Annotated in this window: 26 protein-coding genes; 13 read left to right on the forward strand and 13 right to left on the reverse strand. The window is 49.5% G+C overall.

All coding sequences use genetic code 11. The features are described from left to right. The first annotated feature begins 72 nt into the window (after positions 1–72). A complete protein-coding gene (locus O59_RS12875; protein WP_007643389.1) occupies positions 73–2,178 on the forward strand; it encodes an EAL domain-containing protein in 2,106 nt (701 codons plus the stop codon). Positions 2,179–2,279: 101 nt separating this feature from the next. On the opposite strand, the gene serB is transcribed toward O59_RS12875, so the two are convergent. Continuing rightward, positions 2,280–3,509 carry a phosphoserine phosphatase SerB gene (gene serB, locus O59_RS12880; RefSeq protein ID WP_007643391.1) on the reverse strand — a complete coding sequence of 410 codons (1,230 nt, stop codon included), beginning with the start codon at positions 3,507–3,509 and terminating at the stop codon, positions 2,280–2,282. A gap of 286 nt (positions 3,510–3,795) precedes the next feature. Here serB and O59_RS12885 point away from each other — a divergent pair, with 286 nt between their 5' ends. Next, positions 3,796–4,938, forward strand: coding sequence for a hypothetical protein (locus O59_RS12885; RefSeq protein ID WP_007643392.1), 1,143 nt, complete (start codon positions 3,796–3,798; stop codon positions 4,936–4,938). A 106-nt stretch (positions 4,939–5,044) separates the two neighbouring features. Further along, the gene (locus tag O59_RS12890; protein WP_007643393.1) at positions 5,045–6,820 is read left to right on the forward strand and encodes a lysophospholipid acyltransferase family protein; all 1,776 of its coding nucleotides are present in this window, start codon (positions 5,045–5,047) and stop codon (positions 6,818–6,820) included. Here O59_RS12890 and O59_RS12895 read toward each other — a convergent pair. The 3 genes from O59_RS12895 to O59_RS12905 form a co-directional block, all read right to left on the reverse strand. After that, on the reverse strand, positions 6,772–7,695 hold the full coding sequence (locus O59_RS12895) for a hypothetical protein (protein WP_232283086.1): 924 nt from the start codon (positions 7,693–7,695) through the stop codon (positions 6,772–6,774). The genes O59_RS12890 and O59_RS12895 overlap by 49 nt on opposite strands. A 115-nt stretch (positions 7,696–7,810) precedes the next feature. Beyond that, entirely contained in the window at positions 7,811–8,692 is an 882-nt protein-coding gene (locus O59_RS12900) for a hypothetical protein (RefSeq protein WP_007643396.1), read from the reverse strand. Positions 8,693–8,861: 169 nt separating this feature from the next. Beyond that, positions 8,862–9,764 (reverse strand): transporter substrate-binding domain-containing protein, encoded by a 903-nt coding sequence (locus tag O59_RS12905; protein WP_007643400.1) that lies wholly within the window; start codon positions 9,762–9,764, stop codon positions 8,862–8,864. Between the two features lie 132 nt (positions 9,765–9,896). Here O59_RS12905 and mpl point away from each other — a divergent pair, with 132 nt between their 5' ends. The 10 genes from mpl (at position 9,897) to O59_RS12955 (ending at position 18,539) form a co-directional block, all read left to right on the forward strand. After that, positions 9,897–11,336 carry a UDP-N-acetylmuramate:L-alanyl-gamma-D-glutamyl-meso-diaminopimelate ligase gene (gene mpl / locus O59_RS12910; RefSeq protein WP_007643407.1) on the forward strand — a complete coding sequence of 480 codons (1,440 nt, stop codon included), beginning with the start codon at positions 9,897–9,899 and terminating at the stop codon, positions 11,334–11,336. A 156-nt stretch (positions 11,337–11,492) separates the two neighbouring features. Beyond that, positions 11,493–12,077, forward strand: coding sequence for a hypothetical protein (locus tag O59_RS12915; RefSeq protein WP_050977064.1), 585 nt, complete (start codon positions 11,493–11,495; stop codon positions 12,075–12,077). Beyond that, positions 12,077–12,583 (forward strand): DUF2269 family protein, encoded by a 507-nt coding sequence (locus O59_RS12920; protein ID WP_007643411.1) that lies wholly within the window; start codon positions 12,077–12,079, stop codon positions 12,581–12,583. The genes O59_RS12915 and O59_RS12920 overlap by 1 nt, the downstream gene beginning before the upstream one ends. Positions 12,584–12,782: 199 nt before the next feature. Continuing rightward, entirely contained in the window at positions 12,783–13,421 is a 639-nt protein-coding gene (locus tag O59_RS12925; RefSeq protein WP_007643413.1) for an RpiB/LacA/LacB family sugar-phosphate isomerase, read from the forward strand. Positions 13,422–13,521: 100 nt separating this feature from the next. Beyond that, a complete protein-coding gene (locus O59_RS12930; protein ID WP_007643414.1) occupies positions 13,522–14,142 on the forward strand; it encodes a flavin prenyltransferase UbiX in 621 nt (206 codons plus the stop codon). A gap of 240 nt (positions 14,143–14,382) precedes the next feature. Continuing rightward, positions 14,383–16,272 carry a PAS domain-containing sensor histidine kinase gene (locus O59_RS21070; protein ID WP_007643416.1) on the forward strand — a complete coding sequence of 630 codons (1,890 nt, stop codon included), beginning with the start codon at positions 14,383–14,385 and terminating at the stop codon, positions 16,270–16,272. 61 nt (positions 16,273–16,333) lie between these two features. After that, positions 16,334–17,236, forward strand: a complete 903-nt coding sequence (locus tag O59_RS12940; RefSeq protein WP_007643417.1) for a hydroxymethylglutaryl-CoA lyase — start codon at positions 16,334–16,336, stop codon at positions 17,234–17,236. Positions 17,237–17,287: 51 nt separating this feature from the next. Then, positions 17,288–17,578, forward strand: a complete 291-nt coding sequence (locus O59_RS12945) for a DUF2288 domain-containing protein (protein WP_007643418.1) — start codon at positions 17,288–17,290, stop codon at positions 17,576–17,578. A 14-nt stretch (positions 17,579–17,592) separates the two neighbouring features. Further along, positions 17,593–18,039, forward strand: a complete 447-nt coding sequence (locus tag O59_RS12950) for a GNAT family N-acetyltransferase (RefSeq protein WP_040392360.1) — start codon at positions 17,593–17,595, stop codon at positions 18,037–18,039. An 86-nt stretch (positions 18,040–18,125) separates the two neighbouring features. Further along, a complete protein-coding gene (locus tag O59_RS12955) occupies positions 18,126–18,539 on the forward strand; it encodes a DUF6524 family protein (protein WP_007643420.1) in 414 nt (137 codons plus the stop codon). A 79-nt stretch (positions 18,540–18,618) separates the two neighbouring features. On the opposite strand, the gene O59_RS12960 is transcribed toward O59_RS12955, so the two are convergent. The 9 genes from O59_RS12960 to rplI form a co-directional block, all read right to left on the reverse strand. Continuing rightward, the gene (locus tag O59_RS12960) at positions 18,619–19,494 is read right to left on the reverse strand and encodes an alpha/beta hydrolase (RefSeq protein ID WP_040392363.1); all 876 of its coding nucleotides are present in this window, start codon (positions 19,492–19,494) and stop codon (positions 18,619–18,621) included. 30 nt (positions 19,495–19,524) lie between these two features. Then, positions 19,525–20,106, reverse strand: coding sequence for a DNA endonuclease SmrA (gene smrA, locus O59_RS12965; protein ID WP_081489709.1), 582 nt, complete (start codon positions 20,104–20,106; stop codon positions 19,525–19,527). A 115-nt stretch (positions 20,107–20,221) separates the two neighbouring features. Further along, the gene (acs, locus tag O59_RS12970) at positions 20,222–22,159 is read right to left on the reverse strand and encodes an acetate--CoA ligase (RefSeq protein WP_007643424.1); all 1,938 of its coding nucleotides are present in this window, start codon (positions 22,157–22,159) and stop codon (positions 20,222–20,224) included. 191 nt (positions 22,160–22,350) lie between these two features. Beyond that, a complete protein-coding gene (locus tag O59_RS12975) occupies positions 22,351–22,560 on the reverse strand; it encodes a hypothetical protein (RefSeq protein WP_007643426.1) in 210 nt (69 codons plus the stop codon). A gap of 111 nt (positions 22,561–22,671) precedes the next feature. Beyond that, on the reverse strand, positions 22,672–23,052 hold the full coding sequence (gene panD / locus O59_RS12980) for an aspartate 1-decarboxylase (RefSeq protein ID WP_040392365.1): 381 nt from the start codon (positions 23,050–23,052) through the stop codon (positions 22,672–22,674). A gap of 37 nt (positions 23,053–23,089) precedes the next feature. Continuing rightward, a complete protein-coding gene (gene panC / locus O59_RS12985; RefSeq protein ID WP_007643432.1) occupies positions 23,090–23,941 on the reverse strand; it encodes a pantoate--beta-alanine ligase in 852 nt (283 codons plus the stop codon). Between the two features lie 127 nt (positions 23,942–24,068). Then, complete coding sequence (locus O59_RS12990) at positions 24,069–24,593, reverse strand: MOSC domain-containing protein (RefSeq protein ID WP_007643434.1); 525 nt, start codon at positions 24,591–24,593, stop codon at positions 24,069–24,071. A gap of 35 nt (positions 24,594–24,628) precedes the next feature. Beyond that, positions 24,629–26,035, reverse strand: coding sequence for a replicative DNA helicase (gene dnaB, locus O59_RS12995; RefSeq protein WP_007643436.1), 1,407 nt, complete (start codon positions 26,033–26,035; stop codon positions 24,629–24,631). Between the two features lie 161 nt (positions 26,036–26,196). Next, positions 26,197–26,643: a 50S ribosomal protein L9 gene (gene rplI / locus O59_RS13000; RefSeq protein ID WP_007643438.1), complete on the reverse strand. Its 447-nt coding sequence runs from the start codon at positions 26,641–26,643 to the stop codon at positions 26,197–26,199. Positions 26,644–26,653: the final 10 nt, after the last annotated feature.

The following is a 26,653-nucleotide window of genomic DNA, read 5'->3' on the forward strand; positions in this document are numbered from 1 at the left end:
GCGTATTAACTAAAACGCGCTATAGTCAGATTCAGGCCGCCCCGTCAGTTCGACAGACAATAGAATGGACATATGACTAGTAACGATACGATTCGATTGCTGATTCTGAACAACCAGCGTTCAGAGGCAGAGCGCCTGATAAGTATGCTGCATGCATCCGGTCACCCCTGCCGCGCACAACACGTGGAAAGCGAAGAGGCATTGGTAAAATTGCTGCAAGAGCAGAGCTGGGATCTGCTTATCGGCAATATGAACAGCACCGCTCCTACTCCCGCGATCGCCATCAAACAAATCCGCCGCCTTAACAAAGACGTACCGGTAATTCTGCAATATGAAGCAGACGAGGATGAAAGCCCGTTTGCAGTCGTAGAAGGCCTGCGTTTGGGCGCTGCTGATGTTATCGACCTGGATGACGACCAACATCTGTTGCTGGTCATTGATCGCGAGCTGCAAAACCGCGAACAGCGCCAGGCACGCCGCAATACTGACCGCCGTTTTCGCGAAGCCGAGCGCCGTAGCCAGCAATTGTTAGATAGCTCGCGCGATGCCATTGCCTTTATTCAGGATGGCCTCTACCTCTACGCCAATGAATCCTTTGCCGAACTTTTTGGCTATGAAGACAAAGACGAAATCGAAGCCATGCCGATTATGGATATGGTGGCCAAAGCCGATCAGGCGCGGCTTAAAACCTTCCTCAAAGATTTTGTCTTCAAAGGCGATGATGCGGAATCCAGCAGCGTTGGTTTCACTGGCTTAAAAGAAGATGGCAGCGAAACCCATATTGATTTGGAAGTGTCGCTAGTCACCTATGACGAAGAGCCATGCATTCAGTTTCTGGCACGCGCGGCATCCGCACACATCGCCCACAGCAACAACGAAGAACTGGAAGCGCAGCTCAAACAAATCAAATGGCAGGATGTGGTTACCGGCACTTACAACCGCCAATACCTACTCAACCACCTTGAACACATCATTGATAACGTGGATGAAAAACAACATTCCTGCCTGTTTTATATCGAACTGGATGAATTCAGCGAACGCATCAAAAACAGTTTTGGTGTAGCCGGGGCAGACTTGGCACTGGTCGACATTGCCACCCTGCTGCGCGGCAAGGCCCACACCAGTGACACTATCGCCCGTCTCGGCGATTCCACGTTTGCCATTATTACCCACAATCTCAAAGCGGATGCGGCGGTGAATCGCGCCCAACAGCTGTGTAAAGACATCGAAGGTCATATTATCGAGATCGACCATAAAACCCTGCAGGTGACCTGCAGCATTGGTATCTCCTTAATTAATGAAACCACCACCAGCACCAACACGGTGATTGAACAAGCGCGACAAGCGATGGAGAAAGTCAGGGCTAACAAGGGCAATGGCGCCATGTTGTTTGAGCCCGACTCACCCAAGGGTGAGATCAAGATCGACATCAACGCCACGCTGCAACAAGCTTTGGCCAATGACCGTTTCCGCCTATTGTTCCAACCCATCATCAGCCTGCGCGGTTCCGACGAGGAATATTACGAAGTTTATCTGCGTATGATTGATGAAAGTGGTGCGGAAATTTCGCCAAATATCTTTTTTGAGGCGGCATCCAACATCAGTGCCTGTACCAAGATAGATCGCTGGGTGATTTTGGAATCTATCAAAATGCTGTCGCAGCATCGCGCCAAGGGCAATAAAACCAAACTTATCGTCAATATCAGCCGCCAGTCGCTGTGCGATGAATCACTGCTACCCTGGCTCGCCGTTGCCTTCAAAGCTGCCAAGCTATCGCCCGATGCGGTGGTATTCCAGGCGCAGGAAATTGATGTCACCAATCACTTGAATGCCGCCAAGAATTTTGCCGATGGGATTAAGAAATTAAATACACAATTCTCCATCAGCAACTTTGGCTGCTCACTGAATCCGTTTAATACTCTTACCCATGTAGCAGCAGGCATGATTAAAGTGGACGGCTCGTTTACCAGCGACATTCAAAACAACAATGAAAGCCCCGAAACCCTGATTCAGCTAATTGAAAAGTTAAACGAAGAAAGCAAAATTACGCTGGTGCCCTTTGTGGAAAATGCCAGTGTGCTCTCCACCTTGTGGCAAGCGGGCGCGCACTATATTCAAGGGCATTATTTGCAGGAGCCGAGTTCGGGCATGAATTACGATTTTAATATGGAGTCGTAAACTCTTTCTGTTCATCTCCCTTGCTAATCCCCTAGCCCCTTTTTTCAAAGGGAGGGGGAATTTAGCTACTCCCTTTAACAAAGGGAGGTTTGGAGGGATTCTTAAAGCAGTCTGTCGCGCTCACGAAAACCGAGCAAATACAAAATAGCATCCAGTCCCAAATTGGAAATATTGTGCTCCGCCGAGGCTTTCACCAGCGGTTTTGCGCGGAAGGCGACACCCAAGCCAGCAACACTCAGCATCGGCAAATCGTTCGCACCATCGCCAACGGCAATGACTTGCTCCAGGGCTATGCCTTCTTGCTTGGCCAGCATGGCGAGTAATTCGGCTTTGCGCTGACCATCCACCACTATGCCTTTTACTTCACCGGTGACTTTACCGTCGACTATATCCAGCTCGTTGGCGTAGACATAATCGATACCCAATTTGTTTTGCAGATAGCGGCCAAAATAATTAAATCCGCCCGACAAAATAGCAGTTTTGTAACCCAGTTTTTTCAGTGACGAGATCAGTTTTTCAGCGCCTTCGTTCAAGCGCAACTCGGCGGCAATACCCGCCAGCACCGATTCGTCCAGACCTTTGAGCAAGGCCATGCGACGGGCAAAACTCTGCTTGAAATCCAGCTCACCGCGCATTGCCGCTTCAGTGATCTCGGCCACTTGCTCACCCACACCAGCGGCCTTGGCTAACTCATCAATCACCTCTGCATCAATCAGCGTCGAGTCCATATCAAAACAGACCAGGCGGCGATTGCGACGATAAACGGTATCGCGCTGGAACGCGACATCCACATTCAATTGCGCCGAGAGATCCATAAAGTCCGCGCGCAAGGCGGCCATATCTGCTGGAGTGCCGCGCACAGAAAATTCAACACAAGCGCTGCCTTGTGCCAAATCCTCAGCCTTTAACTCCGCCAATGAAACACGGCCAGAGAGACGGCTGATCATGTCGATATTCAACCCATGTTTAGAGGTCACCGCCGTCAACTCGGCAATCATGGTGGCGTCAATCTGACGCGCCAATAGAGTGACTATGTGGCGGGTTTTACCCTGCTGCTCCGCCCAATGCTCGTAACTTTCGGGGCTGATGGTTTGGAAGCGGACTTGAATATCCTTGGCCGTGGCAGCCTGTTGAATCGCCGCCAATAATTGGGTGCGAGCATCAGCGGAAATGCGCAGCTCCACCAAAATGCCAAGCGCCAGGGTATCGTGAATAACCGCTTGGCCTATGTCCAATACGCGCGCGCCGACGTGGGTAAGCACTTGGGTTAACGCGTGGGTGACACCGGGTTTGTCTTGACCCGATGCATTAATTAAGAGAATTTCGTTCACAATGCCTCACTACAATAGGAGCCAGACAGCATCTGGCCGGGGCGCCGGGATAAAGCGCGCATTCTAGCGGAATTACTCGCAGCTCACAGCAGCTTCTGTGCAGCCTGCTGCTTTCATCAAGACACTGGGCAGATTTCGCCAAGGTGGGGCAACTTAGGCTAGAATGCGATTCTGCACGACAGAGAGCGATAAGATACTTGCAACTATTCGTCAATTCGCCACTCTTATTTGACTGACCCTGGCAGGACCCGGGGTTAAACCTTGAACACACGGACTTAACCATAAAATGGCTTTCATAAATACCTACAAAACCTATCCACAACTCACCCTCTGCAGCCTGTTGCTTATAGCGCTGGGGCTATTGGGTGCCTGGTCTTACCACAGCAACGGCGAACAGAATCAGCGCGAGCAAATTGGCCTTTATGGTCAGGTGCTGGCGAACAGTGCGGCGCGCCAAGCGGTCAACGCCACATTGCAGCAGGACCTAGTCAGCCTACAGGCAATTTTGCTGGAAGTGGGCCAATATCCGAATGTTATCGGCGCGACCATTCACAATGTGGAAAATAAACTGCTGGTGCAAAGCGGCTTTAAACCTAATCAGGTAATTAACGGGCGGCGCTACGATTTCTCGGCGCCCATTGCACTGCACAACAATGTGGCTGGCTATTTGGAAGTCTCGCTGGATGTGCCCCGTCACACCGAACGTGATTACCGTTTTTATCTGTTATGGATGGCCGGTGTTTGTATTTCCCTGTTAATCATTTGGTGGTCGATTCAACGCCAGTGGTGGGCACAGTTAAAAGACAAGCTGCCCAGCACCAGCGAGATAGTCACGGCGGTGGTGGAAAAAATGCCCACAATCGAAGACATTCCCGAGCCAGAGCCGGAAGCCCCCAAACAAGTGTCCGTGCGCTTGAGTTTGGACATAACCAACATGAGCAAACTCTACCAACAGCTCAACAGCGAAAGTTTCGCGAGCGTGCTGCGCCGTTTTGAAAAGCAATTGCAAGGCGTGTTGAATTTGTACGATGGCCAGCGCCAGATGCTCTCCGGCGAAACACTCATTATCGATTTCACCGGCGAAGCCTTTTACGAGTGCAGTTTTCGCGCCGTCTGCGCTGCGCAATTGCTGAGCAACCTCGCGGGCAAAAACCCCAGCCCGCGTTTGCATTTGGCTGCCGCTGTACATGAATTATCAGCGCCAGTGAGTTCCCATAAATCACTGCTGAAAGATTTTGTGGTGCAACACAACAACTATTTAAAACCCGATAAGGGCGAAATTCTAATAAGCCAGCGCTTGATTGATGCCGACCTGCAAGAGCATTTGGACATCATCAGCGACAGCGGCAAATTGGTTGGCTTAAAAGCACCCTATGCGTCATTGCTTGCCAAACAGGAAGAGCAGCTGACCCAAGCAGCCGCACAATAAACCCTGCTCAATCATGACAGTCACAGATTTGTCATGATTTCATCACCTAAGTGTCACAGCACAGTCATAACCTCAGAGCAACAGTCCTGCTCAGGTTATGACTATCATGCTGAATATCGAACAATCCATTACCAATAAATTCCCCGGTTTTACCCAACAAGCGCCCATAGTGCGCAACTCCACCCTCAATATATTGCGCAAGCTCACCCATGAGCGTGAGATCAACGCGTTTTTGCGCGAGCATCAGGGCAATCGCGGTATCGATTTTATCGACCGCATTTTTGATTATTTCAATTTCAGTTACAGCGTTTCCCAGCGCGAGCGCAATAATATTCCTGCGCAGGGGCGCGTGGTGATTATTGCCAACCACCCTATTGGTTCGCTTGATGGTTTGGCACTGTTGCGGTTGGTAAGCGAAGTGCGCAAGGATGTAAAAATTATTGCCAACGATATGCTCATGACCTTTGAGCCACTGCACGATTTATTGCTGCCGCTCGATAATATGACGCGCGCGGCGTACAAGCAGAGTTATAAAAATATCCTGCAGGCACTGAACGATGAGCAAGCAGTTATTATCTTCCCCGCGGGCGAAGTCTCCCGCGCGAGCCCCAAAGGGATTCGCGATGGAAAATGGCAGGCGGGCTTTCTGCATTTTGCGCGCAAAACCCAGGCGCCCATTTTGCCGATTTTTGTTTCAGCGAAAAACTCACTGCTGTTTTACAGCGCCTCAATGATTTTTAAACCGCTCGCCACCGCGCTGCTCGCGCACGAAATGTTTAACAAACAATCGGCGGAAATTAAATTCCGTATTGGTGAGGTGATTCCCTACCAATCACTGGAATCCGATCAGCTGGCCGACAAGGCACTGATCAAACGTCTTAAAAAACATCTCTATAAAATTGGCAAAGGCAAAAACAAAAATAATCAGCCAACGCCATTTATTACCGAAAAAACCATCGCCCACCCGGAAGACCGCGCCGCGTTAAAAAAGGAATTCAAAAACGCCCAATTAATTGGCAGCACCCGCGACAATCACCAGATTTTTTTGTGCGACTACAAACAGCATCCCGTGGTGTTGCGCGAAGTGGGCCGCTTGCGCGAACAAACCTTCCGTTTGGTAGGTGAAGGCACTGGCAGCCGCCGCGATTTGGACAAGTACGATCACTACTATCGCCACCTGGTATTGTGGGATGAAGAAAAACTGTGCATCGCGGGCGCTTACCGCTTGGGTGAAGCCCATAAATTAATGCAGAAAAAAGGCGCTGAAGCACTCTACACCAACGAGTTATTTGATTTTCATCCATCACTTACTCCTTACTTGGAACAAGGGCTGGAATTAGGCCGTAGTTTTGTACACCCGGATTACTGGGGCAAAGCCAGTTTGGATTATTTATGGCAAGGCTTGGGCGCTTATTTAAATCATACCCCCGAAGTTCGCTATGTATTTGGCCCGGTGAGCATGAGCGCGCACTACCCCAAACCACTGCGCGATTTATTGGTGTTTTATTACGAGCGCTACTATCAAAAATATGCCGATGAGAAAAGTGAAACACTGGCAGAAGGTAAACACCCACACCATATCGATGAAGATGCCTTAATCGATTTGCAACAGCGTTTTGCCAGCCTTAATGCTGAGCAAGGTTTTGCGGTATTGCAGGAAGCGTTTAATCAAGCGGACTGTAAAATTCCGGTATTGTTTAAACAATATGCCGCACTTTACGACGAAGGCGGCTACCACCTGCTAGCGTTTAGTGTTGACTCAGAATTTGGCAATTGTGTAGATGGTTTATTTATTGGTGACCTGCAATTTATGAAAGCCGCCAAACGCGCCCGTTATTTAGGCACCACCAATTCAACCGTTGCCGAAAAGTCTGCAGGTTGAAACCAGTAACGCGGATTGGTGTGATCGGTATCAGGCGAAAGTTGTGGATTGGGAATGTTAATTATATAGCGTGGTGAATCCTTTTTATTCAACGGAAAAACATGCGCGGTAAGTGGATGATTGGTCATGAACTCAATCATCTCGCCACTATCAATTATTTTTTCCAAGCCATCCTCAATCCACTTGGCCAAGTATTCGTTATCGTGTTTGACAAAAAAGTAAACGGCAAAGGGATAATGCAGCACCAAGGTTTTCTGTAGCTGTAAGTCTGGATAAATATCACTACGCTGACTTAGCTCTGCCTGTGCCTCAAAATAACCACGCGAAAAAAAGTCGCAGCGTTTGGCGACCACTTGTTGAAACAGCCCTTCAAATAACGCAACCTCTGTCACACGCAAGGACGCGGCGCGCATAATGTGAACATCGGGCCAATTTATGCCCTGACAGCCGAGATATTTTTTTAGCTGTTCATATTCAACAATAGCATCAAACTTTTCCTGATTATCACGATGAATGATAAACCGGCGATAACCCAGCAACCCACGATCCAGCGGGATACGAATGGCCCGAAGTTGACGTTCACGCTCAAGGCTAGTCCCCATCCAGTAGACATCCACCAAACCGCCACGATTTAGCTCAGAGATGGCTCGCTCCTGCTCCATCAAGGTAGTTTCCCGCAATTCGGGCACGGCGCGCCCGGCAGCACCATTAATCAAGGTCATGTGTAAAAGCTGCACGTAATAATCCCGTGCTATATCCATATTTGGCTGCTGGCGAGGTATTTTTATCACGGACAACTCAGCCGCCGCCAGATTGACGGCAACCGCTAGCAGTAAAATGCCCAACCCGGCGCTCGCCCTCATACCCTTCCCCACACCACTCACCTGGATTAATTAAATCGATGGTTGCCATAAAATCCCAATACTATTTTTAAGTATAGGCTAGCCCGGCAATATCCAAATGATCCACGCGAAAGCACTGTGTCAATGGCTACTCAAAATCACTGGGTTGAAACCAGTAACGCGAATTGGAGTAGTTTGTATCGGCAGGTAAAAAAGAATTGGGGATGTGAATGGTATGTCGGGGCGCGAGGGTTTTATTGAGCGGAAAAACATGACTGGTGAGCGGATGGTTTTTCATATAAGCGAGAAATTCACCTTTCTCGATCATTTTCTCCAGGCCCTGCTCAATCCATTGCGCCAATTCTTCGTTGTCGCGCCCCACAAAAAAGTACACGGCAAAGGGATAATGCAATACCAGGGTTTTGTGCTCAATTAATTCAGGGTAGGAGTTTTTGCGCTGGGTTAATTCGGGTAAGGCTTCGTAATAACCACGAGGAAAATAATCGCAGCGTTTGGCTACCACTTGTTGATACAGCCCCTCCAACACCGCCACCTCAGTCACGCGCAAGGCAGCGGCGCGCATAATATCCACATCCGGCCAATCCAGCCCCTGACAAGCGAGCAGGCGTTTTAAATCCGCACCACTTTTCACGGCGTCAAATTCCCGATGGCGATCAGCGCGAATGATAAAACGGCGATAACCAATTAAACCGCGATCCACCGGGATACGAATTGCACGCAGTTTTTGTTCGCGCTCAGTGCTGGTGCCCATCCAATAGACATCAATACTGGTCCCGCGATTTAATTCATAAATCGCACGCCCCTGCTCCATAACACTGGTCTCGCGCAATTCCGGAATGTCACGCCCGGCAGCGCCGTTAACAAGCGCGAGACGCAATAGCTGGGTGTAGTAGTCCTGTGCCACCTGCGAATCGGGTTGGGGTTTGGGGATATTTAACACCGGCGGCAAGGCCAATGCGGGCAGCGCAAGCAGCAGCAAAAGTGCCAGACAAAAGCGCTGAACCGTCATTAGCCACTCCCTATAAACAAACACACCGTAATTAACGTTTAACCAGTATAGGCCAGCGTCCTCAGTGCGCTAGGCAATCTTAAGTCACACAATACAAACATCACTGTTTTTCATAAAATCAGGCTCAACCAAACGCGCGCTGCACAAGCAGGCGCTGTTATTGTTTAGGTTATTGCACCTTGGCAGAGAGAATAAAATCGGCGGGCTGAAACCAATAGCGCGCGTCGAGCTGATCAGCACTATCGGGCAAACTGTTGTTGGGAATATGGATGATGCGCCGCTCGGCGAGGCGCGCCAATGGAAAAGCGCGGCGGGTATGCGGGTGCTGTTGTATGTGCGCAAGCAATTCACCATCGTCAATCATTTGTTCCAAACCTTCCTGCACCCAGGCCGCCAATGCGTGATTATCCTGACGCACAAAAAAGTAGACTGCAAAAGGGTAATGTAAAATCAGTGGTTCGTAGGCAACCAACTCGGGAAATTCACCCGCCCGCTTGTTCATTTCAATGCGAATTTCGTGAAACCCGCGCGGAAAATAATCACAGCGCCCGGCAGCAATTTGTTTAAATAAATTTTCGTAACCAGTACTGGTTTTTACTTTCAAATCGGCAGCGCGCAGAATGCCGGTGTCCGGCCAATGAGTGCCCTGACAAGCGGTAAATTTTTGCAGCTCGGCAAGGCTGTGCACCTGTTCAAATTCAGCCACACGCTTGCGGTGTACCACAAATTGGCGATAGCCCATCAACCCGCGCTCCAGTGGAATCGGGATAGCTCGCAGCGCCGCATTGCGATTTTTATCCGTCCCCATCCAATAAATATCGATTGTGCGGCCGCGCATCAATTCTTGTACCGCACGATCCTGTTCCATATCCATCGTCGGCAACAATGCCGGTACAGGCCGCCCTTTCGCGGCTTTGGTCAAGGCTTTGTGTAGCAGCTCGGTGTAATAGCCATAGGAGGTATCCAAATCCGACCTGGGCTTGGGAATACGCAATTCCGCCGTGCTGGCAACCGCGAGCCCACACCAAAGCCACAAGCAGCTGGTAACAATAAAAAACGCGCGTAATTTCATACTCTTATTATCACTGTTGTATGAACATTGATCGGCGCAACTGCTCGCCCATGCGAGAGTTGCAATCACAGGAAAAGTATAGGTTAATCCCCACCAATATCCTGTCCCTTTCTCCAACAAACAGAGCTTGTTATGCATATTCATATTCTCGGCATTTGCGGTACCTTTATGGGCAGCCTCGCCCAACTGGCCAAAGCGCTTGGCCACCGTGTTACCGGCAGCGACGCCAATGTTTACCCGCCAATGAGCACCCAACTGGAACAAGCGGGCATAGAGCTGATTCAGGGTTTTGACCCGATGTATTTGCAGCCACCGCATATGGCGCAGGCGCCGGATCTGGTGATTATCGGCAATGCCATGAGCCGCGGTAATGCCAGCGTGGAGTATGTACTCAACCAAGGCATAGCCTACACCTCCGGCCCGCAGTGGCTGCGCGATCATGTATTGCAAGGCAAATGGGTGATGGCGGTTGCAGGCACCCACGGCAAAACCACCACCTCGTCGATGCTCGCGTGGATTTTGGAGTACGCCGGTATGGAGCCAGGTTATTTAATTGGTGGCGTCACCAAGAATTTTCCTACCTCAGCACGTTTGGGCAATACACCGTTTTTTGTAGTGGAAGCCGATGAATACGACAGCGCTTTTTTTGACAAGCGCTCCAAGTTTGTTCACTACAATGCACGCACGGTGATTTTAAATAACCTCGAATTTGACCACGCCGATATCTTCCCCGATCTCGCCGCGATCCAAAAACAATTCCACCATTTGATACGCACGGTTCCCAGCAATGGTTTAATTATTTCCCCCAGCAATGACAAAGCCCTCGCCGAAGTAATCCAACAAGGCTGTTGGACACCGCAGCAACAATTTGCAGTCATCAATGAAAACTCGAACGATGAAAGTTCACCGGTAGAAAACAAAGCGGAATGGCAAGCCCCTACTCCTGAATGGCAAGCCAAACTGTTAGCAGCGGACGGCTCCTCATTTGCTGTGCTGCACAACGGCGAAGAAGTGGCGCAAGTGAATTGGGAACAAACCGGTATTCACAATGTGAATAACGGTTTAGCTGCAATCATCGCCGCGCGCCATGTAGGTGTAACACCGGAACACGGCGCAAAAGCATTGGAACAATTTGCCGGTGTAAAACGCCGCATGGAAATTCTTGCGGACGTTCACAGCATAAAAGTCTACGACGACTTCGCCCACCACCCGACCGCGATTAAAACCACACTCGCCGGTTTACGCGCAAAAGTCGGCGACCAAAAAATTATTGCCATCATCGAACCCCGCTCCAACACCATGCGTATGGGTGTACACAAAAACGCCCTCAACCAGAGTGTCACCGATGCCGACGATGTTCTTTGGTATCAACCCGCCAATGTCGATTGGGCAATGGACGAAGTCGTCAACAAAAGCCCCGTGCCCGCAAAACTTTTGCGCGATTTGGATGAATTAATTCACTGCGCTATTTCGCTGAGCGAACCAGACACTCATATTGTGATTATGAGTAATGGCGGGTTTGGTGGTGTGCATCAAAAATTAATTGATCATTTAACTAAGCACGCGTTGTGATTAGATGACAACAATAGAGTGGGTGAAGCGAAAGTGATATCCGCCAATAATTCATATGCGACACTCTGAAAAATGACTCACAAAAAGAAAACTGTTTATCTGGGCACAATAATCGTCACCATCCTAACCCTAGCCTGCTTCCAAATGGCTTTTGTAATGACTGACGGGCTAGCTGCCTCCGGCAATAGCATCGCCGAACGCCACGAGTTTATTCAAAACAACCTAGGCATTTGGCAGTTGGGCTGGCTTAATTGGATGCTGGCGGCACTAGGATTATTAACTTTTTGCTGCCTGTTATTGCCGTACATACCTTCGTCCGAGTGGCGATTATTGGGTATTTTGCTGGTAGCACTGGGTATAGCACCCGATTTAAGTGCAGAGATTATTTTTGCTTTTATTATTCCCTACAGCCATCAAATCGATCCCTCGCTAGCGACTATGCAAATGCTGGAAACGCTAGCAATGCAATTGACCGGAACACTTGGCAATGGGCTTTATAACATTGGTGGATTTTTGCTAAATGCACTTTTGCTCAGCAACAAAAAGCTTCCGCGCAAGCTGGTGCTTATTGGTTTACCTGGATGGTGTTTTGGTTTTGGTTTGAGCATCGCTTGTGCAACCTACTCGATGGAAACTGCAAAGTTTTTTACAGCAGCAGGTATGGTGTGGAGCACAGTGTGGATGTTCGCCATTACGCTGATTGTATTTCGCAAATCAGACAATTATCGGCTTGAACACTAATGACCACAATTGAATGGTTTTTTGCACTCAAGCTGATACATATTGGTTCACTAATATTCTGGCTTGGCCCGAGCTTGGGTGGTTGGTTGATGTTATTAGCCAACCGTAAACAACTTGGTGAGCACTCACCGGCAACACACTTGGCTTATACAATTTTTATCCGTTTATTAATTATTGAACACATTGCATTTTTTGTATTGTTGGGTACTGGCATTGCAATGGCTTCGCTTGTTTACACTTTGCAAATTCCATGGTTGCAATGGAAGTTATTAATTATTTTTACGCTCATTCTTCCGCTTGAAATAGCAGACATATGGTATGGCAACATCAAACTACCGCAGATTTTTTCACACTTGAATGAATCGGGTTACGATACCAAACACGCCCGTACACTCCATATTTATCATGCCTATATAACTCGCATTGCTATCGTGATTATTCCGGTCAGTGTATTGGCAATAATGTGGCTGGTGATTGCTAAACCGCATGCGATAAACCTGTGGTGAAAATTGTGGGTATCATTGAACTCCACCCGCACTGCGAAGCGACACCATCGCACTAAGCCACAAAAAGCACCCTGTCCCTTCAATTACCACCCTTCCCTCTATATCATTAACACCTCAGCAAAACATCGGTCATTACCAGCAAACAGTGCCAAAGAGCCTGTCAAAAAACCTTTTTTCCACTTTTGAGAGAGCTTCAACCATGAAAATTGCATTAATGAACGAATTTAGTCAGGCCGCGAAGAACGCGATTGTGTTGCAGCAGCTGGAATCTGTCGCTGCCGAGCAACAACACAGCATTTATAACGTGGGCATGAGCGATGACAATGATCATTACCTGACCTATATCCACCTCGGCATCATGGCGAGCTTGCTGTTGAACTCCAAAGCGGTGGATTTTGTGGTGAGCGGTTGTGGTACCGGCCAAGGCGCGATGATGTCGCTGAACGCGCATCCAGGTGTATTCTGCGGTTACTGCATAGAGCCGACCGATGCATACCTGTTTGCGCAAGTGAACAACGGCAATGCGCTGGCGCTGCCTTTTGCCAAGGGTTTTGGTTGGGGTGCGGAGTTGAATATTCGCACTATTTTTGAGAAGGCTTTTACCGGCGTGCGCGGCCAAGGTTACCCCGCTGAGCGCCGTGAGTCACAAGTGCGCAATGCCGGTATCCTCACCAGCGTAAAAACCGCTACCGCCAAAGGTTATCTGGATGGCCTGCGCGCTATCGACCCGGAACTGGTAAAAACAGCCGTGACCGGCGAGCGCTTTCAGGCGTGTTTCTTTGAAAACTGCCAGGACGATAGCATCCTCGCCTTTGTGAAGGACGTATTGGGGAAATAAATTCCTCCCCAACCCTCCCTTTTTCAAAGGGAGGGAGCTAATTTCCCCTTTGTAAAAGGGATTTGCTCCGCACCGATTCACCCACTCTGAGGCACACCGAATGACTCAAACACTAACGCCACGCACTATTACCCTCGCGATTACCGGCGCTTCCGGCGCGCAGTATGGCCTGCGTTTATTGCAGTGTTTATTAGCCGCTGATTGCAAAGTGTATTTGATGATCTCCAGTGCCGCCGAAGTGGTGATCCGCACTGAAACCGATTTGGATTTACCACGGGATTTGGAAGACCAGCAGGCGATGCTCTGCTCACTTTACGGCGCCGATGAAGACCAGCTACAACTACTCGCCAAAGACGATTGGTTTGCGGCCGTGGCATCGGGTTCCAGCTCGCCGGCCTCGATGGTCATTTGCCCCGCCAGTGGCGGCACCCTCTCTGCCATCGCCCACGGTGCCAGCAATAATTTGATTGAACGCGCGGCCGATGTCGCCCTGAAAGAGCGTCGCAAATTAATTGTGGTACCGCGCGAGACGCCCTACTCTGAAATCCATTTGGAGAATATGCTCAAGCTGACCCAAATGGGCGTGATTGTATTGCCCGCCAGCCCCGGGTTTTATATGCAACCGCAGTCGGTAGAAGAGCTGGTGGATTTTATTGTGGCTCGCATTTTGGATCAGCTCGGCGTCGCTCAGGATCTAATGCCGCGCTGGGGCGAGGATTAACCCATCTGCAGATCTGCCCTTAACCCAGCCCATTCCCGGGCTGGCGGCTACACCAATCCGCCCCTCCCCCACCCTTATTTGCCCACCACTGGCAACACCCTCGATTTAACCTAGACTTAAGCCAACACTCTGTAAAAATCGAGAGTACCAATGCCCTTTGCGGAATCACTGCCTTGCATACTATTTACCTTTACTGCGGAAAATAGCGGTAAATGCACCATCTGTTTTTGCAACAACAATTTGGCAGACATATTTGGTATTACGGCAGAATCGCTCATTGCCGACAGTGAGTTCCCCTTTAGAAATGTTGACCTGGAATGCCGCCCCGATATTTACACCCACTTAAATCAGTTGATGTATGGCGAGCGCACATTTATAGACCTGAGCTTCACCATTAGCCGCCCTGAAAAAAAACATTGGTTTTTGCTGCAGGCATCAGCACAAAAAGGCTCACCTAAACATACTTACGAAGGCCGCATTTTTGAAATTACCGAGCAGTATGCGCGTCAACAACAGGTGCTGACCTCGGCCAATTATTTTATGCACCTGCTCGACCAACTGCCCGATCGTTTTTATTATAAAGATGCGCAGTCGCGTTACCTCGGTGGCAACCGCGCCTGGCGCGAACAACACCACATTGAAAATATGGCCGATTGGGTCGGCAAAAGCGATTTGGACTCCCCGCGTTTTACACCGGAGTTAGCGCAAAAAATATTTCGCGAAGAGCAAGTAATGCTACAAAGCGGCATAGCATTACGCACCCGCGAAAAAGTCGAAAATGCCGACGGCAGCATACAATATTCCGACTCAATCAAAACGCCGGTGTATGACAACCACAATCAACTGGTAGGGTTGGTAGGGCTAACACGAGACATCACCCAACTGGTGGAAACCGAACAGGCACTAGCGCACGCAAAAGAGCAAGCCGAGGAAGCAGCAAAAGCCAAAAGTGCATTTTTAGCCGTGATGAGCCATGAAATTCGCACCCCCATGAACGGCGTGATTGGCTGCGCATCACTTCTGGCCGACACTCAACTCACTGAAGAGCAGCGTCAACTGGTGCGCACTATTCAATCCTGCGGCGAAGGTTTGTTGGTAATTATTAATGACATCCTCGATTATTCCAAAATAGAAGCGGGGCAAATCCAACTGGAAATGCGTCCTTTTCATCTGCAGGAATTAATTGAAGACACCCTCGAACTTTTCAAAAAAAGTGCACAAAATAAAAATCTGGGATTACAGTATGTTTTGGCTGATGATGTACCGCTGCATGTAGAGGGAGACTCGGCGCGCATTCGCCAAGTACTGATTAATTTAATTGGCAATGCTATAAAATTTACCGACACAGGTGCAGTCACACTCACCATTAAGCTGCAAGAAAAACAGCACAACAAACACCGCTGTACCTTACTGTTTAAAGTCCAGGATACCGGCATAGGAATACCAGCGGAATTACAAGGCAACCTGTTTCAAGTATTTACCCAAGCCGATAACTCGATTACACGAAAATATGGCGGCACAGGTCTAGGTTTGGCGATTTCCAAAAAAATTATCCAACAAATGGGCGGAACCATTTGGTTGGATAGCACGCCGGGGTTGGGTACCAGCTTTTTCTTTACCGCCCGTTTTATCTATCACGAAAAAGCTTACGAACCCTCTACAAAAATTTCACCAACATCAAACTCCTTGCTGTCGACAACAGATGAAAACACCAACCTACCTCTGGAAATAAAACCGCGCAATACACGCGTGCTGGTGGTAGAAGATAATAGCGTTAACAAAATGCTTATTATTAAAATGCTATCAAAATTGGGCTATAACAATATTACCGCCGTAGCCGATGGCTCAGAGGCCGTGGATATCTGCCGGGAAATGGCTATCGATATAATATTGATGGATATTCAAATGCGGATTATGGATGGTTACACCGCTACCGAAAAAATCAGGGCGCAACAAAATGTTGCGGGCCAACCCTGGATCATCGCACTCACGGCGGGCGTACAACAGGCGGATGCGGAACGCGCCTTTGCCTGTGGCATGAATGCTTTTGCTACCAAACCTATTCAACTGCTTGAATTAAATAATGCGCTTATCCAGGCAGAGACTGCGCTGCTCACTACTAGCGCCTAAGTGTTCAAGGTGTGAAAGGCATCTGTTAAACTGATGCTCCAATCATTATGACCACGTTGCTATGACTCTCCCCAACCAGGTACGCATTGTTGAAGTAGGCCCGCGCGATGGTTTGCAAAACGAAAAGCAAACCATCACCACTGCCACCAAAATTCAATTAATCGAAAATTTAGTCGCTGCTGGTTTAACCTATATTGAAGCCGGTAGTTTTGTGAACCCGAAATGGGTGCCGCAAATGGCTGACAGTGGCGATGTATTTTCTGGCGTCGCACGCAAACCCGGCGTAACTTACGCTGCACTCACCCCCAACCTGCAAGGTTATGAACGTGCGATTGCCGTTAACGCCAATGAAGTGGCCATTTTTGCGGCGGCATCGGAAGCCTTTAGTCAAAAGAATATTAATTGCTCCATTAGCGAAAGTATCCAACGTTTTGAAACCTTAATTAGCGCCGCCAAAGCGCAACAGATCCCGGTGCGCGGTTATATCTCCTGTGTTGCCGGCTGCCCCTATTCCGGCGCAGTAAATGCACAAACCGTTGCCAGTATCGCCAAAGAATTATTAGCCATGGGCTGCTACGAAATTTCGCTGGGCGACACCATCGGCGTAGGTACAGCAGGGCAAATCAAACACTTGATTGAAACACTCGCGCGCGACATTCCCATTGAAAAAATCGCTGCGCACATGCACGACACTTACGGACAGGCACTCGCTAACATTTATGCCGCATTGGAAATGGGAGTAAGCGTAGTGGATTCATCCGTCGCCGGCTTAGGCGGCTGCCCCTTCGCCGCCGGTGCAACCGGCAATGTCGCCACTGAAGATGTAGTCTATTTATTAAATGGCTTGGGTATTCAACACGGTGTTGATCTGGATAAATTAATTTATGCCGGCAATACCATCAGCGCAGCATTAAATAAACCAAGCAATTCAAAGGTTGCGAAGGCAAAAAGCAAATCCCTCTAACCCCATCTGAAAAAGCGAGCGTCGGGGAGGGATTAAAATATCGAGGAAAAAATGACAAACGAAATCGAACAACAAATCAATTTGGAAACCGCGCAAATTCACTGGCACGAACTGCAGCGTTTTTTCGCGAGCGGCAATGCCATCGCTGTAGATCCAACATTGGATCTAACTCACGTCGCCGCCCAAATTGTCGCTGACAATGCCGCGCAAATTAAAATCTGGATGGATGCGGGCTTGGTTGATGCAGTCAAAGATACCCAAGCCCAATCATGGTACGAACAAAATGCATTGGTATGGGCCGTGGTGATAAAACCTTGGGTGTTGGTGCAGCCGATAATTTAAAAGGTAAACTAAGCATGCGCCACATTCGCCGCGCCACAAAAGAAGATGCAGAAGCCGTAACTAATTTATACCGCGAACTCAATACACTCTCACCCGTCTCAGTATTGCCAGAGCGAATTGACGCAGTAGCAAATAGCAGCAATACATTCTTGCTAGTGTGCGATGATAGCGGCGAAATTATCGCCACCGCACTCCTCTGTCTATGCCAGGATGTGATGTTCGACAACCAACCTTTTGCAGTGGTTGAAAATGTAGTGGTCAGTGCCAACTATAAACGCGAAGGCATCGGCAAAAGTATGATGGATTATATTGAAGCGTTTTGCTTGGCGCAGGATTGCTCCAAAATTATGTTGCAGACCAGCAGTGAAAACCGCGACGCACAGGATTTTTACACGGCGATGGGTTACGACCCGAACGCCAAAATCGGTTTTATAAAATATCGCCGCTACCTCTCGCGATAGGTTGCTATTTTTTGCGATAGGTCGCTACTTTTTACTATAGATAGTTCGGCTAATAATTTCTTTACTCAATCATCAGGATACACATTATGAATCTTACTGCCAGCGGCGTTGCATTGCGCTTTTTGTTCGCGCTCTTATTGGTACTACTCAGTTATAACCCAAGTGGCTACTCTTATTTTCACTGGGTTCATAGCAGCTTCAGTGACATTACGCCCTATGTAGTAATTGCGGGAGTTATTTTGCTCATTGGCTGGGGAATCTACATTAAAGCCACGCTTAACTCGCTCGGGTTAATTGGCATAATTGCCCTCGCAGCGCTTTTTGCATGCCTAGTATGGCTGTTTGTTTACTGGGGATTTTTAAGCGTTACCGACATCTCGGCAATGGCTTGGGTCATTGAGATATTGCTAGCTGCATTGCTCGCCGTAGGAATGTGCTGGTCGCACTTCACTCGCCGCATGAGTGGGCAAGTGGATGTGGATGAGATAGAAGATAAGTAGCACTTTAAGAGGATTAGCCAAGGTTTTGGCTAATCCTTTTTCTGGTTATTTTTTGCGTCAAACCTTTTTAATTGAAAAATTACTGCGTTGCGGTCATATCCCGCTCTAACCCACTTGGCCCTGCGGGCTTTTTATTTTTCCACACCCACATTAACCCACGCACATAGCCGTCACCTTTTACGGTGGTGTGATCAAGCCCTTCCATTGCATAATTTTGCAACTTAAGCCCTTGGTAGTTGCGTGCAACTAACTGCTGCTGGAATTTAATTATAGGGTCGCGAAAAGCGGGATACTCTGTGGTGCCATAAGAAATAAACATACGACCATTGAGTGCTTTGTGTGTTTTTGCGTAGCTGTTATCCAACTTCACGAGTGCTTGTTTATCCCACTCCACTGCCGGGCTTAATGCGATAAAACCGCTGAAAAAATCAGGCGCCTGATAAGCGGCGGCAATAGTAAATAATCCACCCAATGAATTACCGGCAATTACCCTGTCGGCTTTTTCACCGCGATATTGTTTTTCTATGAGTGGGGCAACCTCTTGTTGGATGAATTGTAAAAACAAATTAGCTTTGCCTGAACCCTCATCCACCGAGGTAAAAGTGTAATCAATGCGTCTTTCTTTGCCGTAATCTGCAGCTGAAGGATAAGACAAGCCAACCATAATAAATTCGGGCACTTGATTGTCATAAATTAAATTGCCGTAGGTTGATACCAGTAGTGGCGTATCCCAATAAGCATCGAGATAGTAAAGGACCGGATATTTCTTTTCAGGATTGGTTTTATAACTGGATGGATAGACCAGGACTAATTCATGATCTCTGCCAGTGATTGCTGATTGGATGGGAATAATTTCGGTATTACTCAATACAAACTGCTTGGTGCTTTGCTGTGCAAAAGCCATGTTGGCCGTTGCGAAGAATACAATTAGAAAAGCGCCACAGATATAACGCATAAATACCTCCATTGATAATTAACAACACCACTAGCGTTTATTGTGCAGCTCCCAGGTTTCCTGTTTTTTCTTTTCACTTTTGCGCAGCAGTACATAAGTGGCGCCAAGCCAACCGTGGCGTTTCTGTGCCGAATGAAATGCCATCACCTCATCCAATTGCGGCAGCCAGTGGGCAACGCAGCTTTTTAATTGCGCCGGTTGTTCGCGCCCTTCACCTTTGCCATGGGTAATGAGTGCGCAGCGAATATCGTGCGTCATGCAGTCTTTAATAAATTGAAATACAGCGGTGCGCGCTTGATCGATGGTCATATTGTGCAAATCGAGCCGTGCATCAATTTGGTATTTACCCATACGCAAACTGCGGTAAACACCGTGCTGCACACCATCGCGCTTGAATTCAATTACGGCGAGCGGATCAAGCGGCTCTATATATTCGCCGGAGAGAAAGTTTTGGTCTTTCGCGAGCTCAGCAGTAGCGGCCTTACGGCGGGTTGCGATACTGGTTTTGTCCTTATGCGGCGATGCCAGCACCACTTTCTCTTCTACCTTGATGGGTTTTACATCTTTCATCTGGGAGAGAAAGAAATCGCTATCAGAATTGTTAGTAGACATAAGCGGGAATCTAAACAGCAGTAGAGGATGTGGAATTGTAAAACAAAAGGCCACCCTTGTGAGGCGGCCTTTTGTTTTACGTAGAGCGCGGAACGCGCGATTATTTACCGCACAACTATTGATTGGCGCGATTGGCAATCAACTCATTCACCACCGCTGGATCAGCAAGCGTTGAAGTATCACCCAATGAATCCAATTCGTTAGCGGCAATTTTGCGCAAGATGCGGCGCATAATTTTGCCGGAGCGGGTTTTGGGCAAACCCGGTGCCCACTGGATAATGTCGGGGCGGGCGATAGCGCCAATCTCTTTCACCACCAAGGCCAACAATTCTTTCTTCAATTCGTCACTCGGTTGCTCCCCAGCCATCAAGGTAACATAGGCGTAAATGCCCTGGCCTTTGATGTCGTGCGGGTAGCCAACTACTGCCGCTTCCGCAACCTTGTCGTGCAGCACCAATGCACTTTCCACTTCGGCAGTGCCCATACGGTGACCGGAGACGTTTAATACATCGTCCACACGGCCGGTAATCCAGTAGTAACCATCGGCATCGCGGCGCGCGCCGTCACCGGTGAAGTAGTAGCCAGGATAGGTGCTGTAGTAGGTGTCGATGCAGCGTTGGTGGTCGCCGTACACAGTGCGGATCTGGCTTGGCCATGCTGCCTTGATGCAGAGATTACCCTCGCCTGCGCCGATAACCTCTTTACCTTCCGGATCAAGCAGCACTGGCTGCACACCAAAGAAAGGCACTGTTGCGGAACCGGGTTTGAGGTCAATAGCACCGGGCAATGGGGTGAGCATGTGAGCACCGGTTTCGGTTTGCCACCAGGTATCCATAATCGGGCAGCGGCTATCACCCACTACGCGGTAGTACCACTCCCAGGCTTCGGGGTTGATGGGTTCACCTACGCTGCCGAGGATTTTTAAACTGGCGCGCGAGGTTTTGGTGACATAGTCGTCACCTGCGCCCATCAGGGCGCGAATTGCGGTGGGTGCGGTATAAAAGCTGTTGACGCCGTGTTTGTCGATGACTTGCCAGCAGCGCGAAGCATCCGGGTAAGTGGGCACACCTTCAAACATTAGCGTGGTCGCACCGTTGGTGAGCGGGCCGTAAACGATATAGCTATGGCCGGTCACCCAACCTACGTCGGCAGTACACCAGTAAACGTCGCCTTCCTGATAATCGAATACGTATTTGTGGGTCATGGCCGCTTGCAGCAAATAGCCGCCGGTGGTGTGCAATACCCCTTTGGGTTTGCCGGTGGAGCCGGATGTATAGAGGATAAACAGCGGATCTTCGGAATCCATGATCTCCGGTTCACAATCATTGGCCTGACGCTCAACCAGATCTTCGTACCAGAAATCGCGCTTTTCATCCCAAGCGATATCACCGCCAGTGCGTTTAACCACGATACAAGTGTGTACACCGGGGCATTGTGCCAGGGCGATATCGGCATTCTTTTTGAGTGGCACACGTTTGCCACCGCGCAGACCTTCGTCCGAGGTAATCACTACCTGACATTCCGCATCCTGAATACGGTCTTTCAACGCCTCGGGTGAGAAACCGCCGAATACGATTGAGTGGATCGCGCCGATACGGGTACAAGCGAGCATGGCATAAGCTGCTTCTGGAATCATCGGCATATAGATGCACACACGATCACCCTTTTTCACCCCGCGTTCGCGCAAAGCGTTGGCGAGACGACAAACTTGGTCGTGCAATTCTTGGTAGGTAATAAATTGGTCTTCGGAAGGATCATCGCCTTCCCAGATAATCGCCGTTTGTTTGGCGCGGGCCGGTAAATGGCGGTCGATGCAGTTAACACTGACATTCAATTTGCCATCGATAAACCAACTCACTTCGCCTTTGCGCAAATCACTTTTGGTCACTTGCGACCAAGGCTGCTGCCAGGTCAGGAAGGTTTTTGCCTGCTCCGCCCAAAAGGTATCGGGCGCATTGATTGATTGGTCGTACATTTCCTTGTAGCGCGCCAGAGTGATCGCTGCGCTGCGTTTAAAGGATTCGGGAACCGGATACAGATGGACTTCAGACATGTTGATCTCTCTTCGACGTTATCTTGTTATTCGCGGGAAAGGCTGCAGGAATGATTCCGATGTCACACGCCACCTAACTCAAAAGCTGCCCCTCAAAAAATCGCTTCAAGCTTAGCAGTTCTGGAGCTTAAATCTCAATGACAACGTTGTCCATCAAGGTTAAAAAATGTTTATTTGCCTAAGCGCAGCTATTAGCGCTTAGGTGTGCCCGGCCCCTCCCGATCCATGCGCTCCAACTCCTGCTTGTAGGCATCCACTTCTTCCCAGTCAAACGCGGTTCCCGCATTCAAATGATCGGGATGCAGAGCGCGCTCCTTGGCGTTTTCTTGCAAGCTATGTTCTTTTTGCGGCTCGTCATCAGCGCCAAACTGCTTGAGAAGTTCATCGGTTTTTTTGGACATAGTGATATCTCCGGAAAGACACTCTTATTGATTAAATCGCAGACATAAAAAAGGGCGGTTGATCCGCCCTTTTATACGTAACTCAGATTACAGTCATCACATGGATAAGACTTATTCCATCTGCATAGGAATGGTATTGCTGGTTCGATTGACGCTGTTGTCTTCATTTAAATAGACCAGCTTGGGTTTGTGCGTCGCCAGCTCTTCATCGTTAAAATAGCCATAGGTCGCAATAATTACGCGATCACCCACCGCTACCTTACGTGCTGCCGCACCATTCATAGAAAAGGTGCCTGAACCCGGCTCAGCCAAAATGATGTAAGTGTGAAAACGCTCGCCATTATTGACGTTGTAAATATCGATTTGCTCGAATTCACGCATACCAGCCAGGGCTACCAGATCGGCGTCAATCGCGCAGGAGCCGTCGTACCACAGCTCGGCCTGGGTCACTTTGGCCATGTGTAATTTTGCTTTAAGCATATGAGTCAGCATGGAATCCTCCGGGGAATCACTGGGGCAGTGGCGGCGTTTAGACCAGCACCACAGAAACATTGTCAATTAGTCGTGCGCCCTGGGTATACATGGCGCCGAGTATAGTGATCTCCCGATCATCGTGTGCCGCCATTTCCAGTGTGCGGCTATTGCAAATGCTGATGTAGTCCACCCGAAAACCCGCCGCTTCAATCTGCGCGCGCGCCTCGTCCACCAACACTGAAAAATCGCGGCGACCATCAGTGATCGCCTGTTTGATTGCATTTAAACTGCGGTTGAGCACCGCGACCTTTGGGCGCTCGTCGGCAGTGATAAAGCCATTGCGCGAGCTCATCGCCAGGCCGTCTTCCTCGCGAAAAATCTCACCGGCAGTGATTTTAATCGGAATACACAGGTCTTCCACCATGCGACGAATAACCGCCAGCTGTTGAAAATCCTTGATGCCGAACACCGCTTCGTCCGGCTGCACAATATTAAACAACTTGGTGACTACGGTTGTCACGCCCTCAAAGTGACCGGGGCGACTCGCACCGCAGAGTACATCGGTCATGGTTGGCACTATCACACGCGTCTGCTCGGCCATACCATTAGGGTAGATTTCTTTTTCATCGGGGCAAAACAGGTAGTTGCAACCTACCGCCTCCAATTTGGCCGAATCAGCTGCCAAGGTGCGTGGGTATTTATCCCAATCTTCATTCAAGCCAAATTGCAGCGGGTTGACAAAAATACTGGTCACTACCACATCGCAATTGCGCTGGGCGATTTTCACCAGCTCGATATGGGCGCTGTGCAAGTTGCCCATAGTCGGCACAAAACCAATACGTTTACCGGCTTTGCGCTCGGCCGCCAAGGCTTCACGAAGGGATTGAATGTGATGAAAAACCTGCATATTACTGCCTCAAACTGCCCATCAACCGAGCTTGGATTCGGGCGCGCGATAATACACGGTCAGGATTGAGAAGTACATTTTTAGATCAAAAAACAACCAGATCTTCCGGGTGCGCCGGCTTACCTGATCAAGGGAAAAGCCGAGCCTGATTATCGATTACGGGTAAACGAACAACCGCATCGCCAAGGGTAAAAGTGCCGCCCTGAATCACCTTGGCACACAAACCGCCGTAACCAAACATCGCCGCTGTACCGCCCGCCCCCAGCGCTTCATCCATACGCGAGCAGGGGTGACAAAGGGCGTTGGTTTCGAGGATCACTTCGCCGATTTGCAAACGCTGATAGCGCAGCAAATTCATATTCATGCCGGAGATGACCAGATTGCGGCGCAACAGGCGGGGGTCTATCGTGGAGTGTCCGGTGTGACGGCAAATTGCCTCAATGTATTCACTGCTGATCAGCGTCACTTGGCGCGCTGATCCCGGTGTTTTTTTCATGCGGTGATCGCCCACCAACCCCAAACCCACCACCGCCTCGGCTTGATCAACTACCACAACTTCCCCGCGCCGCTCACTGCGCAAACCAATCCACTCCAATTTTCCGGGAGCGATACTGGCACAGAGTTTGTCGAGCAGACGGGCTTGGCTGTTCATCGGGAAAACTCACTGGGGATTACTATTGATAGCGATTAATACTGATCCTGCTGGAAATACTCAGGCGCGAGATTATCAAAGCGGGTGTATTTGCCCACGAACGCAGCGCGGCAGGTGCCGATTTCGCCGTTACGTTGCTTGCCGATAATCAATTCGGCCATGCCTTTGTCAGGACTGTCTTCGTTGTAATATTCGTCGCGGTAGATAAACAGGATAACGTCCGCGTCCTGCTCAATGGCGCCCGATTCACGCAAGTCAGAGTTCATGGGGCGCTTGTTGGGGCGCTGTTCCACGCCGCGGTTTAACTGCGAAAGGGCGATCATCGGGCATTCAAATTCTTTGGCCATGCCTTTGAGCGAGCGCGAGATTTCGGAAATTTCCTGGGTACGGCCTTCACCACTGCCAGCAACCGTCATCAACTGCAGGTAGTCGACCATGATCATGCCGGGGTTGCCGTGTTCACGTGCGATACGCCGGATACGGGCGCGCATTTCCTGGGGGTTCAAACCGCCGGTATCGTCGATAAAGAGCAATTTGTCTTTGAGTTTGGCAACGGCAGAAGAAAGTTTCGGCCAATCCTCTTCGGTGAGTTTACCGTTACGCATTTTGCCTTGGTCGATACGACCAATGGAGGACATCATCCGCATCACCAGCGCGGAAGATGGCATTTCCATACTAAACACCACCACCGGCTTAGGCTGGTTAAACAGCGCGCCCTCCACGAAGTTGAGCGCCAGCGCGGTTTTACCCATGGACGGACGCGCTGCGAGAATAATGAGTTCACCCGGCTGCCAGCCGGAGGTGCGCTGATCCAGGTCAGTAATACCCGTGGGCACACCGGTGATGTCACTACCGGAGCGGAACAGTTCATCAATGCGCTGCACCGTTTGTTTCAGCAGCTCATTCACACCGACCAAACCACCTTCTTTGGGGCGATCCTCAGCGATCTCGGCCACGCGTTTTTCGGCCAGCTGCAACAGGTCATCGGAATCCAGACCTGCGGGGTTCATACTGGATTTACTAATATCCTGTGCGGCGGCAATCAGTTGGCGCAGGGTTGAACGCTCGCGTACGATTTTGGCGTAAGCAGCAATGTTAGCGGCGCTTGGCGTATTGTTGGCCATTTCGACCAAGTAGCCCAAACCGCCCACACGCTCCAATTCGTCGTGCTTATGCAGCTCTTCCGAGAGGGTGATAACGTCCAGCGGCTGACCGGCTTCCTGCAGCGCCAGCATCATGCGGAAAATGAGTTTGTGATCCTCGCGGAAAAAATCCGATTCGGTGACCACTTCGAGCACTGCATCCAGGCGGTTGTTATCCAACATCAAACCACCCAGCACCGATTGTTCTGCCTCTACCGAATGCGGCAGTGCAGACTGGGCGGTGAGTTGGCTCGCGAGGCGATCCTCAAAACTGGCAGATTCGAAGCTGGATTCAGGCATAAGTCGTTAAAACACTGGCGTAGTTATTTGTCTAATCGATATTGATCGAATTGGGTGCAAAAAAAATCGGGCACATCTAAACCCCGAAAGGGTTGTCGATAGTGCCCGATTTCCTCTAGCTTGTCAGCAGAAGCTGACCAGCAGAACTGTGCGCCAAAGTATTACTCTGGAACAACAGCCAATTTAACCGCTTGAATCACTTCAGCGTGCAACTGAACGTCGATCTCGTATTGACCGATTTCACGCAGTACGCCTTGTGGCAAGCGAATTTCTGACTTGGCAACTTCAACGCCAGCTGCAGTGATTGCATCAGCGATGTCGCGAGTGCCGATAGAACCGAACAAACGGCCTTCGTCACCAGCATTAGCCGCGATAGTCACTTGCAATGCAGCCAGTTTCTCAGCGCGTGCAGTTGCTTCAGCAATTTTTGCAGCAGCTGCCGCTTCCAAACCAGCGCGACGCGCTTCGAAGTCAGCGATGTTTTTTGCAGTAGCAGCAATTGCTTTGCCTTGCGGCAACAAGAAATTGCGGCCATAGCCAGACTTAACGGTAACTTTGTCACCAATAGCGCCTAAACGGCCTACTTTATCGAGCAGAATAACTTCCATCTCTATACCC

Source organism: Cellvibrio sp. BR (genome assembly GCF_000263355.1).
In the GTDB taxonomy this organism is placed as follows: Bacteria; Pseudomonadota; Gammaproteobacteria; order Pseudomonadales; family Cellvibrionaceae; genus Cellvibrio.